Origin of the sequence: Burkholderia sp. AU16482 (assembly GCF_002223285.1) — a bacterium.
GTDB classification, from domain to species: Bacteria; Pseudomonadota; Gammaproteobacteria; order Burkholderiales; family Burkholderiaceae; genus Burkholderia; species Burkholderia semiarida.
The window spans coordinates 1,118,744-1,135,953 of sequence record NZ_NKEY01000004.1; the positions used below are offsets into that span (position 1 = coordinate 1,118,744).

General features: G+C 56.5%; 10 protein-coding genes and 2 rRNA genes. 2 read left to right on the forward strand and 10 right to left on the reverse strand.

Annotated elements, in window-relative coordinates; all coding sequences use genetic code 11:
- Positions 1 to 154: 154 nt before the first annotated feature.
- Positions 155 to 2,629 carry a DNA topoisomerase (ATP-hydrolyzing) subunit B gene (gene gyrB, locus CFB35_RS16950; RefSeq protein ID WP_089465269.1) on the forward strand — a complete coding sequence of 825 codons (2,475 nt, stop codon included), beginning with the start codon at positions 155 to 157 and terminating at the stop codon, positions 2,627 to 2,629.
- A gap of 284 nt (positions 2,630 to 2,913) precedes the next feature.
- On the opposite strand, the gene mcrC is transcribed toward gyrB, so the two are convergent.
- The 8 genes from mcrC to CFB35_RS16990 all read right to left on the reverse strand — a co-directional run bounded on the left by mcrC (position 2,914) and on the right by CFB35_RS16990 (position 12,559).
- Positions 2,914 to 4,080, reverse strand: a complete 1,167-nt coding sequence (gene mcrC, locus CFB35_RS16955) for a 5-methylcytosine-specific restriction endonuclease system specificity protein McrC (protein ID WP_256939980.1) — start codon at positions 4,078 to 4,080, stop codon at positions 2,914 to 2,916.
- On the reverse strand, positions 4,077 to 5,909 hold the full coding sequence (locus tag CFB35_RS16960; protein WP_089465271.1) for an AAA family ATPase: 1,833 nt from the start codon (positions 5,907 to 5,909) through the stop codon (positions 4,077 to 4,079). The genes mcrC and CFB35_RS16960 overlap by 4 nt, the downstream gene beginning before the upstream one ends.
- Before the next feature lie 80 nt (positions 5,910 to 5,989).
- Positions 5,990 to 7,273, reverse strand: a complete 1,284-nt coding sequence (locus CFB35_RS16965) for an McrC family protein (protein ID WP_256939981.1) — start codon at positions 7,271 to 7,273, stop codon at positions 5,990 to 5,992.
- Positions 7,274 to 7,297: 24 nt separating this feature from the next.
- Positions 7,298 to 8,440: an AAA family ATPase gene (locus CFB35_RS16970; RefSeq protein WP_089465273.1), complete on the reverse strand. Its 1,143-nt coding sequence runs from the start codon at positions 8,438 to 8,440 to the stop codon at positions 7,298 to 7,300.
- Entirely contained in the window at positions 8,430 to 9,026 is a 597-nt protein-coding gene (locus tag CFB35_RS16975; protein ID WP_089465274.1) for a hypothetical protein, read from the reverse strand. Before CFB35_RS16975 ends, CFB35_RS16970 begins: the two co-directional genes overlap by 11 nt.
- A complete protein-coding gene (locus CFB35_RS16980) occupies positions 9,019 to 11,250 on the reverse strand; it encodes a class I SAM-dependent methyltransferase (RefSeq protein ID WP_089465275.1) in 2,232 nt (743 codons plus the stop codon). The genes CFB35_RS16975 and CFB35_RS16980 overlap by 8 nt, the downstream gene beginning before the upstream one ends.
- On the reverse strand, positions 11,247 to 12,326 hold the full coding sequence (locus tag CFB35_RS16985) for a DNA adenine methylase (protein WP_089465276.1): 1,080 nt from the start codon (positions 12,324 to 12,326) through the stop codon (positions 11,247 to 11,249). The genes CFB35_RS16980 and CFB35_RS16985 overlap by 4 nt, the downstream gene beginning before the upstream one ends.
- Positions 12,323 to 12,559, reverse strand: a complete 237-nt coding sequence (locus CFB35_RS16990) for a hypothetical protein (RefSeq protein ID WP_089465277.1) — start codon at positions 12,557 to 12,559, stop codon at positions 12,323 to 12,325. Before CFB35_RS16990 ends, CFB35_RS16985 begins: the two co-directional genes overlap by 4 nt.
- A 991-nt stretch (positions 12,560 to 13,550) precedes the next feature.
- Between CFB35_RS16990 and CFB35_RS16995 the strand changes: the two genes are divergently transcribed.
- A complete protein-coding gene (locus tag CFB35_RS16995; RefSeq protein ID WP_089465312.1) occupies positions 13,551 to 13,796 on the forward strand; it encodes a SymE family type I addiction module toxin in 246 nt (81 codons plus the stop codon).
- Positions 13,797 to 14,043: 247 nt separating this feature from the next.
- Here CFB35_RS16995 and rrf read toward each other — a convergent pair.
- Positions 14,044 to 14,156 (reverse strand): 5S ribosomal RNA (rrf, locus tag CFB35_RS17000).
- A 155-nt stretch (positions 14,157 to 14,311) separates the two neighbouring features.
- Positions 14,312 to 17,192 (reverse strand): 23S ribosomal RNA (locus tag CFB35_RS17005).
- Positions 17,193 to 17,210: the final 18 nt, after the last annotated feature.

The following is a 17,210-nucleotide window of genomic DNA, read 5'->3' on the forward strand; positions in this document are numbered from 1 at the left end:
AGCCCCTTTGGCGTTTTTATGGCGAACCGACAACCCGCCCTTTTGGTGCCGTTTCGGCGCCTGGGCGGGCCAGGAAACTGGAGCGGCCCGGCGATTTCTCGCTGAAACGCACCGCGCCGCCACGAGAGTGGCCCCGCAGAACCGGAAGATATCCATGAGTGAACAGCACAATTCGCAACCCGATAACAGCAGCTACGGCGCCTCGTCGATCCAGATCCTCGAAGGTCTGGAAGCGGTGCGCAAGCGCCCCGGGATGTACATCGGCGACACGTCGGACGGCACCGGTCTGCACCACCTCGTGTTCGAGGTGCTCGACAACTCGATCGACGAAGCGCTGGCCGGGTACTGCAACGACATCCACGTGACGATTCACGCCGACAACTCGATTTCCGTGGTCGACAACGGCCGCGGGATTCCGACCGACGTGAAGATGAACGACAAGCACGAGCCGAAGCGCAGCGCCGCCGAGATCGTGATGACCGAGCTGCACGCCGGCGGCAAGTTCGACCAGAACAGCTACAAGGTGTCCGGCGGCCTGCACGGCGTGGGCGTGTCGTGCGTGAACGCGCTGTCGAGCTGGCTGCGCCTCACCGTGCGCCGCGACGGCAAGAAGCGTTTCATGGAGTTCCACCGCGGCGTCGCGCAGGATCGCGTGATCGAGGTGGTGGACGGCGTGGAAGTGTCGCCGATGCTCGTGACCGGCGACACCGAGAACCGCGGCACCGAAGTGCATTTCATGGCCGATCCGACGATTTTCGGGACCGTCGAGTATCACTACGACATTCTGGCCAAGCGGATGCGCGAGCTTTCGTTCCTGAACAACGGCGTGCGGATTCGTCTTACGGACCTGCGCTCGGGCAAGGAAGACGATTTCGCGTTCGCCGGCGGTGTGAAAGGCTTCGTCGAATACATCAACAAGACGAAGACCAACCTGCACCCGACCGTGTTCTTCGCCAACGGCGAGAAGGACGGCGTGGGCGTCGAAGTCGCGATGCAGTGGAATGACAGCTACAACGAAAACGTGCTGTGCTTCACGAACAACATTCCGCAGCGCGACGGCGGCACGCACCTGACCGGCCTGCGGGCCGCGATGACGCGCGTCATCAACAAGTACATCACCGACAACGAAATCGCGAAGAAGGCGAAGGTCGAGACGACCGGCGACGACATGCGCGAAGGGCTGTCGTGCGTGCTGTCCGTGAAGGTGCCGGAGCCGAAGTTCAGCTCGCAGACGAAGGACAAGCTGGTTTCTTCCGAGGTTCGTGCGCCGGTTGAAGAAGTTGTGGCGAAGGCCCTGGAAGAGTTCCTGCTGGAAACGCCGATCGACGCGAAGATCATTTGCGGGAAGATTGTTGAAGCTGCGCGTGCGCGTGATGCGGCGCGGAAGGCTCGCGAAATGACGCGACGCAAGGGCGTGCTCGACGGCGTCGGCCTGCCCGGCAAGCTCGCGGACTGCCAGGAGAAAGACCCGGCGAAATGCGAAATCTACATCGTCGAGGGTGACTCGGCAGGTGGGTCGGCCAAGCAAGGGCGTGACCGGAAGTTCCAGGCCATTCTGCCGCTGCGCGGCAAGGTGCTGAACGTCGAGAAGGCGCGCTACGACAAGCTGCTGTCGTCGGAACAGATCGTCACGCTCGTGACCGCGCTTGGGTGCGGGATCGGCAAGGAAGACTACAACCTCGACAAGCTGCGCTATCACCGCATCATCATCATGACCGACGCGGACGTCGACGGTGCTCACATCCGGACGCTGCTGCTCACGTTCCTGTATCGCCAGATGCCGGACATGATCGAGCGCGGGTACGTGTATATCGCGCAGCCGCCGCTTTACAAGATCAAGGCGGGCAAGGACGAGCGGTATCTGAAGGATGACGTGGAGCTCAACGCGCATATGCTGCGGTTGGCGCTGCAAGGGTCGGAGCTGGTGCCGGGTGAGAATGCGGCGGCGATTTCTGGGGATGCGCTTGGGGAGTTGGCGCGGTCGTATCTGCTGTCGCAGAGCGTGATCGAGCGGTTGAGCCGGTTGTATGACCCGGCGGCGCTGGAAGCCGTTATGGATGGGGTGGTGATCGATCTTTCCAATGAGGCTTCGACCGAGGCTTCGGCTAAGGCGCTGCACGCTGCGTTGCATGATGAAGCGCTGAAGAACGAAGTGCGTGTGGTGCCTTCGTATGACGCGGTTCGGGAACAGCGGGCGCTGCATGTCGAGCGGACGCATCACGGCAATGTGCGGGTCTCGGTCATCGACCAGGAATTCCAGCACACGGCGGATTATCAGCAGCTCGTGACGACGGCGAATACGTTCAAGGGGCTTATTGGGGAAGGGGCGGTTATCAAGCGCGGTGAGCGCAGCATGGCCGTGGCGGACTTCAAGAGCGCGATGAAATGGCTGCTGGCGGATGCTGAACGCAACGTCTCGAAACAACGCTATAAGGGGCTCGGCGAGATGAACCCCGAGCAGCTGTGGGAAACGACGATGGATCCGGCAGTGCGGCGATTGCTGCGTGTGCAGATCGAAGACGCGATCGCGGCGGATGGGATCTTTACTACCCTCATGGGCGATGACGTCGAGCCGCGGCGGGCGTTTATCGAGTCGAATGCGTTGCGGGCGGGGAATATTGACGTTTGAGCGCAATCTCCCGTAGGGCGCCAGGGTAAGTGCGACTGGCGCCTCGGTTGTGCAACTATGTGACTAAGTGGCTGTGATTGCCCTACGCATTATCAGCATCACATCACGACATTGCCGCGCGGACTCTTAATCCATAGGTCGAGTGTTCGAGTCACTCACGCCCTACCAAAGAATTCAGTCGCTCAGCCCAGCCTACACGGCTGGGCTTTTTGCTTTCTGGATTTTGTGTAGGCACTGTGTAGGCATTTCGGATCTGCATCGATCAATGTGGAACCATGTCAATGTCACCAGCGCGGTCGCGCATTGACGATTGAGTCGTCATTAATGCAGCGACTTTCGGAGTTCGTAGCACCAGACAATATCTCACGAAGCTCAGCCCGTACGGTTCGCGCGTCCTGCGCAAAATCCACAGTGGCGAATGCAATGACATGCCCCTGAATCGTGACTGATTCGCGAATGCTCACGTCAACCGCCGGGTGCAGGAATATCCCGGATGCTTGGTTCCACAGCAAGTCAAGCCCCTCTTGAGATCGCAAATACGTGTACATCTGGTACAGGTAAGGGCTTTTCAGACTCGCAGCTCCAAACCGACCCACACCGAGAACCGATGTGAACTTGGTGTCGATGACAAGCCTGCGGCTAGCATCGAGATCATCGATGATGATGTCTGTGATCATGCCCGGCAAAATCTCGCTGATTCCATCCGACGCCGCAGACCTCTGCCAATTCAGCTGCGTGCCACCACGGACACGCCATCCGACAGGCTCCAGTTCAACACGCGCAAAGCCGAGCACAGCCTTTTCAAACAGGTGACGTACCCATACGTCGCTCCGGTCGGGAGAAACCAGCGCCGTCGGGCCCGCGTCCTCGGTCGGAAGAGCCAGATCAAATGCCAATTTCGCCAGTTCGACCATAAGCCTGTCATCATGGTCATTTCGACCAATCTGATCTTGCGCCAGTTCGGCACGAGACGGGCGAGCACCGGCTACGCCGGAATGATCAAGTGTCGTTGCAAGGGAGCGGCATTGCTGACCTATGTCACGATCCCGCACGAGTCTCGCCAGCACGTCCAATGCGGTTCGAACAAGACGGTTTCGTGGCGTATTGGTCGTCAGCTCTTCGAAACGACAATACACCTCGCCTTTCGATAACAATTGCTGCGCTTCGGTTTTCAGAATATCAATTTGGCCACGGACACGAGTGAGACTCCCCGCCCGATAGTGATATCCGCGCGAAACGTTCCGGCGCAAGCGCCGCTCCACGGCATGAGCCAGCAGTTTCGCGACTAGATCGGGAATATCTTCAAGATCGTCCACGACGAGCGCATTGAATGCTTCCTTGATGCGCGTCAGACCCGAGGCATACAGCATCAGGAGCCAGAGGTTACGCACAGGAATGCGACCAACCTTCCGATTCCCGATAGCAATATCCTGTTCGGCGAATGCGCTCAATCCAACCCCGCGAGCAACTTCCGTTTGGCTTCGCGAGCCGCTTCAGGTGAGTCATACCAGTACTCGTCCAGCAACGGCCCGATTTCCGCCTCAATCTTGCCTCGGAACCATGCCGTGCCATTGTCAACGGTGCCATCCGGTGTCACGTACGAATGACCGATACGAAATTGCGGCCCCAGTGAAACGGTTGTTTCGATCTTGCCATTCAGATCGACAATCCGGCGTTCGATTTCGGTAATCAATTCGTCTTCAAGGCCGCGTCCAGCACACCATGCACGCCAGGCGGCACCAAACCGTGGTTCAAGGTCGATGAAGGCAAACCGGCGGCGAAGCGCCAGATCGACCATAGCAAGCGAACGATCGGCAACATTCATAGTGCCGATAACGTACAGATTGTCCGGGACGTGAATACGCTCGCCGGGCTCCTTACGGTATGCCAGCTCCATCGCCTCGGAACGATGGCGTTTCGAGGCTTCCAGCAACGTCAGCATTTCGCCGAAAATCTGCGCCGGGTTTCCTCGGTTAACTTCTTCGATCACCAGTACAAACGGTAGATCGGGTTCGCTCTCAGCCGCTTGAATGGCCTGCATAAGGATGCCGTCCACCAAGGCAAGCTGACCGTTCCCGGCAGGACGCCAGCCACGCACGAAATCTTCGTATGCTAATGACGGGTGAAACTGCACAATCCGCAAACGGGAGCGCGTCGCATCACGGTCGTCAGACCCAACGAGCGCGAAGCCCAGACGCTTCGCGAGCCAGGTCTTCCCGGTACCTGGTGGCCCCTGGAGAATCAGATTTTTCTTTGCTCGCCACCTGACCAGTATCGTCGCAAGCTCGTCGATCGATAGAAAGCATCCGTCTGCGACGATCTGATCGACTGTATAAGAAGGGATGACCGCCTCCGAAACTTCGTCATCTTCGACGGAAGCAGTTTCGATTTCATTATGCGCCGCAACCAAACCAACACGGTCACCGTACTTCTCTTTCCAGTACGGTTGCGCCAGAAACCATGCGTAATCCTGGGAGGCACCTTTGAACGTATACTCGATCAGGCGGCGTCCGTCCTCCGCTTCGGGATCGACTTGGGCAATGGTGTTACGGTACGTGTAAAAGAACCAATCACGTGGCGTAGTCATCGGGTCCCAGGCCACGCGAACCGTTCGACCATCTCCTAAGTTTTCCAGAACGGTACCCGTTGCCTTGATTCGCATCGCCGATACGGGCTTGCCCCCGACATCAAATGGCAGGCGTCGCTTCTGAACAAAGGCTGCCTTGATGGCGATCTGGTCTCCCGGTCGGATCTTTCGAACTAGATCCAAAAATTGATCGGTGTATCCGTTTTGCCAGACACCTTCATTCAGGAAACGTTGGAGTTGGTCGTCCTCCCACAAAGCCCCGACAAACCAGTATGCTTTGCTGTCGTCCGAATCCTCCCCAATGTCAGGGGCTGATACATCATCTTCGGGCACCGCATTGCCAGGGCGGTTCGCATCCCGAATGCGGACATATAAATCCCATGTCTCATCGGGTGTTAGGTGAGCACGACGACCTTCTGGTGTCAGAGCCCAGACACCACGTTTCGCATTGCTGATGAGTCCACCCTTTGCAAGGTAAAAACGAGTCCAGTGCACATCGTTCTCAAATATCGACTGACCACCACCCTGAACATGGCGGATCAGATCTTCCTCCGCAACGATACCCTGTGCTCGAATCCACGCCAATGCTTCAGACGGACGCATCGGATTGGGATCGACAGAGCGCAGCGCATCCAACAGCAGTGGAAAGTATTTCGTGAAGCGATTGCTCTTACTTTCTGTAGTGGTGTTCACCGATCAACCCCGTATTCCATTAACCCGCCGTGAGTCGGGAATTTCGACAAATTCCTGCAGATTGGTAAGCCAAGCCGCTTCTAGAATAAGGCGTTCACAATGCCAGAAGCCATATTGGAGGCAAACACTCGAAGGCCTCCCGTTCTAGAAATCAGGCGGCTCTCAAGCTGGATACCCACGATCTGCACTGTGCCCACCACGACCCTTTCAAAGACTGTGCAGGTGCCCACGGGCAGCGGAGCATCGGCCGGTTGTGCGGGATAGGCCAGCGCCACGAAGTCGCATCCGGTAGCCCTCGAGAAGGCCAAGGCTTCATAGATATCCGCTTCACTGATACGAAGCAGTCCCTGCTCAACATGGCCCTTGTACTTGGCGTCCAAAAGCATCCTAGGCCTTATGCCATCGGACTCAATCACACAATCGGGATACACCGACAGCTTGCTGACGGCCCCCGTGCCGATCTTCGTCTTCGTGCCCAACGAGTAGCCCTGCTGTGCCACCATCGCATTGCGCCCAAAGCCAAGTCGTGCAGCCACCGTCAGCAGGTCTTCCCATACCCTCCAAGTGCTTACTAGGTAGCCAGGCGCATGTGCTTGTCCTTGCTTATAGCTGAGGCCCAAGCCTCCGAGCACATCGATGGAAAGCTCGTGCAAGGCGTTCCATGCCCTGTGCCTCGCAGGAATGGGTTTTCGACGGTGGGCTGGGGCGTTTTGAGGTGACAAGTCTTCAATCAAACGCACCAGTGAGCTTGCTGCCGAAGGGTCACTTACCTCCGGCAGCAACTCTTTAGCTGCGGCTACGATGTCCGCATTCCAACCGTTGCGCCGATCTAAGCGAATGAGCTCTTGCTCAAAACCGTCCGGCGACGGAAAGGTGAGGTCTACTGGATCAGGGTCCCCATCGATAAAGAAGTCCGCTTCACGCGCCCTACGGTAGCTCCTCAGCGGTCGGCGCTTGCGGGCTTCGTACATGCTCGCGATGGAGCGGGCCACCAAAGTCGAGAGGTCGCGTGGCGCCCCCCCTGAGGCAGATAGGCGCTCAGAGGCCAGGAGACGTCCATGGCGCGACAGCGTGGAGAGGAAAAAGAAGTCCTCACGCCACGCGGAGTCGGCGTCATCCAGCCCCAAAAACTTGGGCGTGACCTCCAACTCCAGTGATGGAGCGAGGCGGATGAGCCCTGCAAAGTCGATTGCTCGAGCGCCCTTTGCATCGACACTGATGGGGTTGTAATTGAGCCTTAGGCTCGATGCTGCGCGGCTTCCGGCCTCCATCAAAAGACTACTAGCCTTCGTACGCTCTATTCCGATAGCCGCAGCAATCGCATAACTCAAGTCAATAGGTTTGCCGTATTCAACGAGAGACAACCGTGTTCGGGTGTACGCCACACACTACCCCCTGGGATTAGCAAACGCCCTCAGGGCAGTGTAGATGTTGTCCTCTGAAAAATTTGCGGGGCCCTCAAGCCTGAATCGCAAGTCATCAGCAAAGGTCGTCTCGGTGAGCTTGAATGGATTGAAGGCTGGCCCATCCAACGCATTGAGGACAGCAGCAATGCCACGGGTGTCCCCGAAGAACACCTCTTCCACATGGGCCCGCACTTTGGCCCAGCCCACGCATAGCGTGCTCAGAGCCTCGGGCAATGCCAGTGTCTGCGGGCTCACGTCCGACATCAGAATGCCATGCCCGATCTGGAATTCTGGGCCGCGGCCCAGAGCGATTTGCTCATTGATAGCCACCCATCCACGAACTGACGCCTCCAAGGCATCGTTGACGTCGGCTGGCGCATCAGGCAAAGCATTTACACCGCTGGCATCCAGGCCATAGAACGCCCTCAGAGCAGCTTCATCAGGCTCCAGCCGCAGTGGCTCCCAGCGGCGCAAGAACGCCACATCCAAAGGCTCCACAGATGCATCTGCTTGGTTCATGGCTGCCAAGATGTAGAGATCATGGGGCAAGGCGTACTCGATTACATCACCAGAAGTAGGATCAAGTATCTCGAAAAACTGTGTTTCGGCACGCTTCTCCCCATCAGGGGCCAGACGTTTATCAGACTCAATGGCCACAATGGCACCACCGAACACCTGTACCGCAGGACCTCGGTTGATCTCATCAATGATCAAGAGCGCTGCCCCACTGGCGCGCTTGGCGTGCTCACTGGCACGGTACAGCGTACCTTTTACGATTGTGAAGTCTCGGGAACCTTCCAGCTTGTTGACCGCTGGCGTAATGCCCGAAACAAAGTCGCGGTACTTAGAGTTCTGGTGGAAGACCGTCCGAAAAACCTTTCGATCCAGCTTCGTGGGTGCAGGGACGTCTTTGACGTCTCCTCCTGCTGCAGGTGGAATCGGAATCCCACCTAAGGGATTGAGTCGCGGTGGGCCACCAGCGGGAGCAAGGCCAAAAGCCGTTTCAAAGGCCAGAGCAACCTCTGCCAAGAGCGTAGATTTACCGGTGCCAGGAGGACCAGAGACCAGCACGTTGCGCGAACGCGCCAACAACTTCAACGCTCGTTTGCAGTCTTCACTTGCCATTGCAGTATTTGCCCGCGTTGGTGAAATCTCGGTACCCAATTGCAGCGCGATTCCCCGCACGCTTAGCGTCCAAGCAGGCCAGCAACTCTTCGGCGACGACGGGGTCCCACTTGCCCTTCATGCGCAGCGTTTTTTCTTCCGCGTAGTGTGGCCAGACCGATCCATCGCTTAATTGGATCAACAGGAGCAAAACACGGTTACCCTCCCCGCCTTTGGGCACACGGCTCGTGTCAAAGCAGCCGTATTCATGCACTCGTGCAATGCGGCCCTCAGACGGGCGGACGTCCGTAGGCGGCTCAAAGAAGGAATCTTTGCGCTCGACCAGACCCTTGTCGTTGTGCCAGAAAAACTCTCCTTGGAATACGTCAATTTCCTCAACGACTCCGTCACGCTTGCGGTTCTCCTTGGCCTTCTTGGGGAACATCTGCACGATGACGGGCAGCAATGTTTTGAAGGAGCCGAAACGAAAATCTCGGGCGCCACCTCCGGTGTCCGAGTCGTTGGACTGAGCGAGGATTTTCCTCAGATCTCCTGCAACAATTTCCTTATACAGAATTCGGGCGACATGCCCTGCTCCACTAGCCATGACTTTCAGCTCCTTCTTCTTCGATTTCTTCACCAGCCCGGGCAAGCTCTGAGGGCACATAAGCCCTGGCCCCCAACGCTTGCGCCTCCGCCGCACGGCGTGACGAAAGCGTACACGAACTTGCTGTGCGCTTTGCCATTGCAGCCAAAACACTATCCCGGGTAATAGTGGATTTAGCCTCTCCTAGCAAGGCAATTTGACCCCGATCTAAAATCGGGAAGTCTTGGAGCACCAACTCCATATCCTTCAAATCGAGCCCATAGGCCACGGCCACTTCGGCGTCAATCTCCGCCCGAAGTTTAGCCGTGCGCTCATAGGTTTCTCTGGTGGCCCCGGCACTATCGAGCGCACGCAATTCACGCGCGGCATCCACTAGTTTTTTCCACGGCAAGCCATCTCTGGCCAGCTTGGGCAGCGGGATGCTTTGTAGTACAAAGTAGTTCACCGTAGTGGTGAGCACGCGCCGAAGCATCCAGTCAAATACAAAGCTGTTGGCAATAGACAACCACACTAATAGGCGCTCTTCCGAAGGGTCCTCAGGAAAAAGGATCGTGGGTACCTTGTTGCCACAGGCCACACCAGCAGGGATCAAGGCAGCCATGAGCGAGCGCTCATTGGTTTGGCCCGCGATGTCGCAAAAACCCACGCGCAACACATCCACACGGTGCTGATTTGCACGGGGCATATCTGAGCGCCGAATCCAAAATTGGGGCGAGAGGCGCGAGTCCCCGATAGCATAGGCCTCCCATAGCGCACTACGACCCGTGCCTGACACGTGCCCTTTCACGCCAAAGCGATGGGCCTGCACCATGCGCCCCTCTACCACGGGCAAGGCTCCGGGCGTTGCACGGCCCAAGAACTTGGGCCGCTCCTTGGTCATATCGACCTCTCGGCAGAACTTCGGGGTCCAGCCACTTCCAGGCTCCTCCCACGAGATACCGGCCTCTGCAATCTTTGCGAAGAGCTTCCATTCGGCCACACTACGGATCTCGGGCAAACTCAGGTCGCCTCGGACTGAGGCCAGTGCTGTACGGCCGACGGTAGCGGTCCCTGTCGTCTCCAAACCTGTAGGTGTACCCCGTTCGTGCGAGAGCGCGATAGGCTCACGTTTGCTCTTTTCAGAGCCGGCCTTGACCAAGGCCACCGCGAGGAATTTAAAGCGCGTATCGATGGCAAAGAACCGTGCACGGTTGTCGATGATCGACACGGACACACTTTGACTCGCGTTAAAAATCTTCTGCCGCATCGCCTGCGTTCCCTGTGAGCGAATGAGCCCACCGGGGATAAGCGCTGCTACCACGCCTTGCCCTTTGCAAAGGTCAAAGAAGAGGTCGGTAAATGCGATGTAGAGATCTGGCTCACCATTGCCCAAGTCTGGATAGCGATCCAGAAGGCGCCGCGAGTAATTGGCTACCTCGTTGCGCTGCTCGGCAAAACGCGCTTCATCGAGGCCATGAATCTGAGCTCCGTAGTGGCGCCGCGTGCCAGATGACTTTAAGAACTCATGTCGGGACAGTTTGACCTTTTCCCAAGGTGGATTGCCGATTACCGCATCAAAGCCCTGAGGGGCCATGACCGTCCAGACCTCGCGATCCGCCATTAAGCTGTCCCCGCAATACCAGCGCGCGCGCATAGCTTTAAGGGCCGCTACATCGTCTGTAAACGACGCAAGGCTCAATAGAGCTGCACGCAACGAACTGGCTGACAAGTCAGCAGCACACACGCCATGAGCAAGCCAATGCGCAGCCTTAGCCCGATCCATTCCACACACGGCATGGGTCAACGCTGCCAGCAAAATTCCCGCTCCACTAGCGGGATCAATCACCTTACTCTCGTGAGTAAGCTTCGGCGCAGCAAGCTGTGCCAACCGAGTAGCCAAGCGAAAGTCTGTGTGATACGCCCCCGTGCTTTTTCGGTCCTGCTCATGTAAGGCCTCACGCGCCAGAGCACTCAAAGCCAATGCGGGATGAATCGGTGTACGCTCAACCGCACTTACCACAGGAGCTGCAAGCTCCAAGAGCTCTGTTGCTGGTCGCTTGCTTTGCACTTCAAAGGCCTGATGAAACGCAGCCAAGTCGAATCCACCGAAACGAGCGGCAACCGCCTCCAACAGTTGGAGCCGAAGCTCAAAGCTGGCGGGGCCACGATTCCCACCCACCGCTTTTGTGAGAGCTGCCTCTGCTGGAGCTAGGTACTCTGCTTCAACGGGTCGAGAAACACTCATGCATAATTTTCCACAAGAACTGGCTTGACGGCCTTAATAGTCTTGGGCGAAGCGTTAGGACGCTCCACCACTACTAAGAATTCGTTCACATCAGACGCGGTGCTGCTGGCCACCTTGTTGGGACGATAGCGCCCAATGGCCCCCAGTGGATACATCGTAGACGTACCGATCTTCGAGAGCTCGGCTTTCATATCCTGCATGCCGATATGCCCCTCACTGCTGTAGGACAACAGGACCTTTTGAGACGTCAAGCTCTGCACCAAGCGCGAGAGCGTTTTTAAGGCTCGGGTTTTGTAACAAAAATCCGAGGCTAGTCCCTTCCATGGCCGCAAACCTGCGACTCCTTCAACCTCAGGCTCGTCACCCAAAGCGACGGTTTCAAGGATGTGGTAGTAGCTGGCGTATTGGCGCTTGGTGTACGGGGGGTCCAAGTACACCAAGTCCGCTACAGCATTGGGCACGTCAAATACATCGCCAACTGTAGCTTCCACATGTACGCAGCTGACTTTGAGCTCTCGGCAACGCATAGCGATCTTGTCCTGCGATTGACCCGTCCATTTGGAAAGGAAGCAGCCAAAAGTACCTGCGATGTTGGCCACCCTATTCAATGCACTAAATAGATCTGCTATAAGCAGGCGCTCCTCCATCTGATTAATGGCTCCGGCCCCTGCCCAATCGGCAATCAGTGCCCTCATGGCATCTATTCGTGCGGCGTTCTCTTGCGTAAAATAGCGCCGCTCAAGACCACACGTCTCCAACGATGCAGGACTGTACTCGCGCCATATAAAGCCGCACTTAGGTCTTTCTGCGTTGAGTTTGGCGATGGCCTTAGCATAGCCACCAAGCTTTTTGAATGTCGCTTGTTTACTGCCTGTGAGCCGAGCCCCTGCGGAAATGACCGCAGAATGCAAACTGTCATTGATGCGCACATTCCAGCCCAAGTCAGCAGCAGCCTCGGCCACCACGCCCGTGCCACAGAAGGCGTCAACAAAGAAAGCATCCTGTTGAGGATGCCCCATGTAGGTCGTGATCTGATCGATGAGCCTGGCCTTTGAACCAATGTAGCGAAAGGTCATGCAGCTGCTCCCGCGGTTGCCCGACAGGCTGCACGCACCCGCTTGTGGGCGAGAGGAGCGGTTTTGGGGTCCGGGGAAGTGACGCCTTTGCGTTCACGGTAGTCCTCCAATAGGACTTTGAGCATGTCCACCATGCTGCGCTGCGCGGCATCAGCAGCCTCCTTCAAGATCAGCTTGAAGATCGGCGAGACTCGTAGCTTCAAAGTTTCGCTCTTTGTGTTGGTGAATCGCATAGGCACCCCGCGATTGTCTGTGCAGTTGCGTTGTTGTACAAATAAACAGTATTTTGCCTCTCTAAGACGCGCCTGCATAGTGATGAGACGAGGGAAAGCCTGGCCATTCCGCCGTCAGCCCCGAGATGAAGCGCGAAGGGCTCTAGACTTGTAGATGGGTGTCAGTCCGTTCGCCTGCAGCGCCACCGAGCCCCGCGCCCATCAGACCTCCAGCGCGGCCATCAAAGATTGAGCCAATTGGGCCGACGATCATGCCGAGTGCCGCGCTGGCTTCAGCACGGCCGAGCGGCAGCGGCGCCGCCAGCACCGGCGACAGTGCAGTCAGCGGCGCCAGCCTTGCGTAATCCGGCGTGATGATGCGCTGGGAACCGCACCGGGGGACAGGAAGGAGGAAGAGTCATATATCGGCCTCGTGAAGATTCAGAGCAAGGAGGGCTCGGATCGCAACGGCAAGCGCAGGGGCCACTTTAAGCATTGCGTGCTCACCCATCAGCGAATCCGAGCCGACGCGGCCCCTGACCGAAGATAACGCCGGTCGACTCGCACGCCGAACAGTGAACTTCGGCGTCCAGAAACGTCACCGGCGTACGGTGATGCATGAGGATTCCATGCCCTCGAGGGCAACCCCACGGTTTGACGAGCGGTCCCCCTTCTTAAGACAGAACTGTTTCACGATGCTTCGCCTTATTTTGTGCGAAGTCATATCATTTCCATTTTCAATAAACCATTGGACAAGTACGAAAAGTCTTGCCATGCTCGATGCATCTGTTATTTATGGATCGTCCATTTGGTTATGTGCCAAATAAAGCGATTTATGAGACGCATCGCGGACTAAACTGTCTGTAGCGCGCGCGACAGAGAAAATCGTTTCGCTAGATATCGCAAATTAGAGAGAAGGCTGAAGAGAGAGCAAAGCAGTAAGAGCGCGGGCCGCATGGGCTGCCACCCATACGACCCGCTGACCACAACCAACTCACCTCAGGAGTCGGAAATGGCTAAGGCCAATCATAAGTTACGTACCCCGGTAACGGAACGCTTCGTCACTGTTCAAGAGTCAGCACGCCATCATTCCTTGTCTAGGGTTCTCCGTGCCATCAGAGCGCACCGGAAACTGAACACGACGTACTTCCCGTGGATCAAATTGGCGGGAGTATGGCTTGAGGACGCGGGATTCGAGGCTGGAGAACGCGTCCGGATTACCGTCGAGGACAAGCGACTCGTCATCACGCCGATGTGATCGGCGCATTGCCGATGATGGGCGGCGCAGGTCACTATCCGTCTGGAAGCTCGGTACCGATGTTGCATACCGTTAGTAACTGTGACAAGCGACGACTGTTCTGAAACAGCAGCGGGCCGGTCATTCAGGTTCGCTGCCGCATAGCCTTTCAGGACGTGCTGCAACCCACGTCGGGCACCGCACACATTTCCATCGCGCCAATGCAAAAACCCCCGCCTTGTCGGGCGGGGGTTTCTGGCTTGAGGGAGCCTGACGATTACCTACTTTCACACGGGAATCCGCACTATCATCGGCGTAGAGTCGTTTCACGGTCCTGTTCGGGATGGGAAGGGGTGGGACCGACTCGCTATGGTCATCAGGCAAAGGGGGTTGTTCTGCTGGCGTGGCCAACAGAACCAATCTGGGAAGAAGCAGTAATTTTGAGTTGTGTGTATCGCACACGAGAATCCAACTTGTCGCTTTGGATCGCAGCCAGTGCTTACACACGGCGCAGATCCATAAGGCAGACTTGTTATAGGATCAAGCCTTACGGGCAATTAGTATCGGTTAGCTGAACGCATTACTGCGCTTACACACCCGACCTATCAACGTCCTGGTCTCGAACGACCCTTCAAGGAGGTCAAGCCTCCAGGGATATCTCATCTTAAGGCGAGTTTCCCGCTTAGATGCTTTCAGCGGTTATCTCTTCCGAACATAGCTACCCGGCGATGCCACTGGCGTGACAACCGGTACACCAGAGGTTCGTCCACTCCGGTCCTCTCGTACTAGGAGCAGCCCCCTTCAAATATCCAACGCCCACGGCAGATAGGGACCAAACTGTCTCACGACGTTTTAAACCCAGCTCACGTACCTCTTTAAATGGCGAACAGCCATACCCTTGGGACCGGCTACAGCCCCAGGATGAGATGAGCCGACATCGAGGTGCCAAACACCGCCGTCGATATGAACTCTTGGGCGGTATCAGCCTGTTATCCCCAGAGTACCTTTTATCCGTTGAGCGATGGCCCTTCCATACAGAACCACCGGATCACTATGACCTGCTTTCGCACCTGCTCGACTTGTCGGTCTCGCAGTTAAGCACGCTTATGCCATTGCACTATCAGCACGATTTCCGACCGTACCTAGCGTACCTTCGTACTCCTCCGTTACGCTTTGGGAGGAGACCGCCCCAGTCAAACTGCCTACCATGCACTGTCCCCGACCCGGATCACGGGCCAAGGTTAGAACCTCAAACAAACCAGGGTGGTATTTCAAGGACGGCTCCACCGAAACTAGCGTTCCGGTTTCATAGCCTCCCACCTATCCTACACAGATCGGTTCAAAGTCCAATGCAAAGCTACAGTAAAGGTTCATGGGGTCTTTCCGTCTAGCCGCGGGTAGATTGCATCATCACAAACACTTCAACTTCGCTGAGTCTCGGGAGGAGACAGTGTGGCCATCGTTACGCCATTCGTGCAGGTCGGAACTTACCCGACAAGGAATTTCGCTACCTTAGGACCGTTATAGTTACGGCCGCCGTTTACCGGGACTTCAATCAAGAGCTTGCACCCCATCATTTAATCTTCCGGCACCGGGCAGGCGTCACACCCTATACGTCCACTTTCGTGTTTGCAGAGTGCTGTGTTTTTATTAAACAGTCGCAGCCACCAGTTTATTGCAACCCCTTCACCCTCCTGGCGCAGGCCAGTCAAGCTACAAGGGCGTACCTTATCCCGAAGTTACGGTACCAATTTGCCGAGTTCCTTCTCCCGAGTTCTCTCAAGCGCCTTAGAATACTCATCTCGCCCACCTGTGTCGGTTTGCGGTACGGTCATCGTTAGACTGAAGCTTAGAGGCTTTTCTTGGAACCACTTCCAATTGCTTCGCTCCCGAAGGAGCTCGCGCCACACCCTTGAATTACGCGCCCGGATTTGCCTAAGCGCCTTCTCCAATGCAGCGACCGGGACTTCCAACACCCGGACAACCTTCCGCGATCCGTCCCCCCATCGCATCTAACAATGGTGCAGGAATATTGACCTGCTTCCCATCAGCTACGCATTTCTGCCTCGCCTTAGGGGCCGACTCACCCTACGCCGATGAACGTTGCGTAGGAAACCTTGGGCTTACGGCGAGGGGGCCTTTCACCCCCTTTATCGCTACTCATGTCAGCATTCGCACTTCCGATACCTCCAGCACCCTTTACAAGGCACCTTCGCAGGCTTACGGAACGCTCTCCTACCATGCGAGCAAGCTCGCATCCGCAGCTTCGGTATATAGCTTAGCCCCGTTACATCTTCCGCGCAGGACGACTCGATCAGTGAGCTATTACGCTTTCTTTAAAGGGTGGCTGCTTCTAAGCCAACCTCCTGACTGTTTTAGCCTTCCCACTTCGTTTCCCACTTAGCTATATTTGGGGACCTTAGCTGGCGGTCTGGGTTGTTTCCCTCTTGACACCGGACGTTAGCACCCGATGTCTGTCTCCCGTGATTGCACTCTTCGGTATTCGGAGTTTGCTATGGCGGGGTAATCTGCAATAGACCCCCCAACCATGACAGTGCTCTACCCCCGAAGGTGAGACACGAGGCACTACCTAAATAGTTTTCGGAGAGAACCAGCTATTTCCAGGTTTGTTTAGCCTTTCACCCCTATCCACAGCTCATCCCCTAACTTTTCAACGTTAGTGGGTTCGGACCTCCAGTACGTGTTACCGCACCTTCATCCTGGCCATGGATAGATCACCTGGTTTCGGGTCTACGCCCAGCAACTGAACGCCCTATTCGGACTCGCTTTCGCTACGCCTGCCCTATACGGTTAAGCTTGCTACTGAACGTAAGTCGCTGACCCATTATACAAAAGGTACGCCGTCACCCCCGAAGAGGCTCCGACTGTTTGTATGCATGCGGTTTCAGGATCTATTTCACTCCCCTCCCGGGGTTCTTTTCGCCTTTCCCTCACGGTACTGGTTCACTATCGGTCGATCACGAGTATTTAGCCTTGGAGGATGGTCCCCCCATCTTCAGACAGGATTTCACGTGTCCCGCCCTACTTGTCGCACACCTAGTTCTTTCATACTGTTTTCGCCTACAGGGCTATCACCTGCTATGGCCGCACTTTCCAGAGCGTTCGGCTAACAATACAAATAAAGAGTGCAAGGCTCATCCCATTTCGCTCGCCACTACTTTGGGAATCTCGGTTGATTTCTTTTCCTGCGGTTACTTAGATGTTTCAGTTCACCGCGTTCGCTTCGCATGGCCTATGTATTCAGCCATGGATACTCCAAAAGGAGTGGGTTTCCCCATTCGGACATCTACGGATCAAAGCTCGTTTGCCAGCTCCCCGTAGCTTTTCGCAGGCTACCGCGTCCTTCATCGCCTGTGATCGCCAAGGCATCCACCACATGCACTTGTTCGCTTGACCCTATAACGAGTCTGTCTC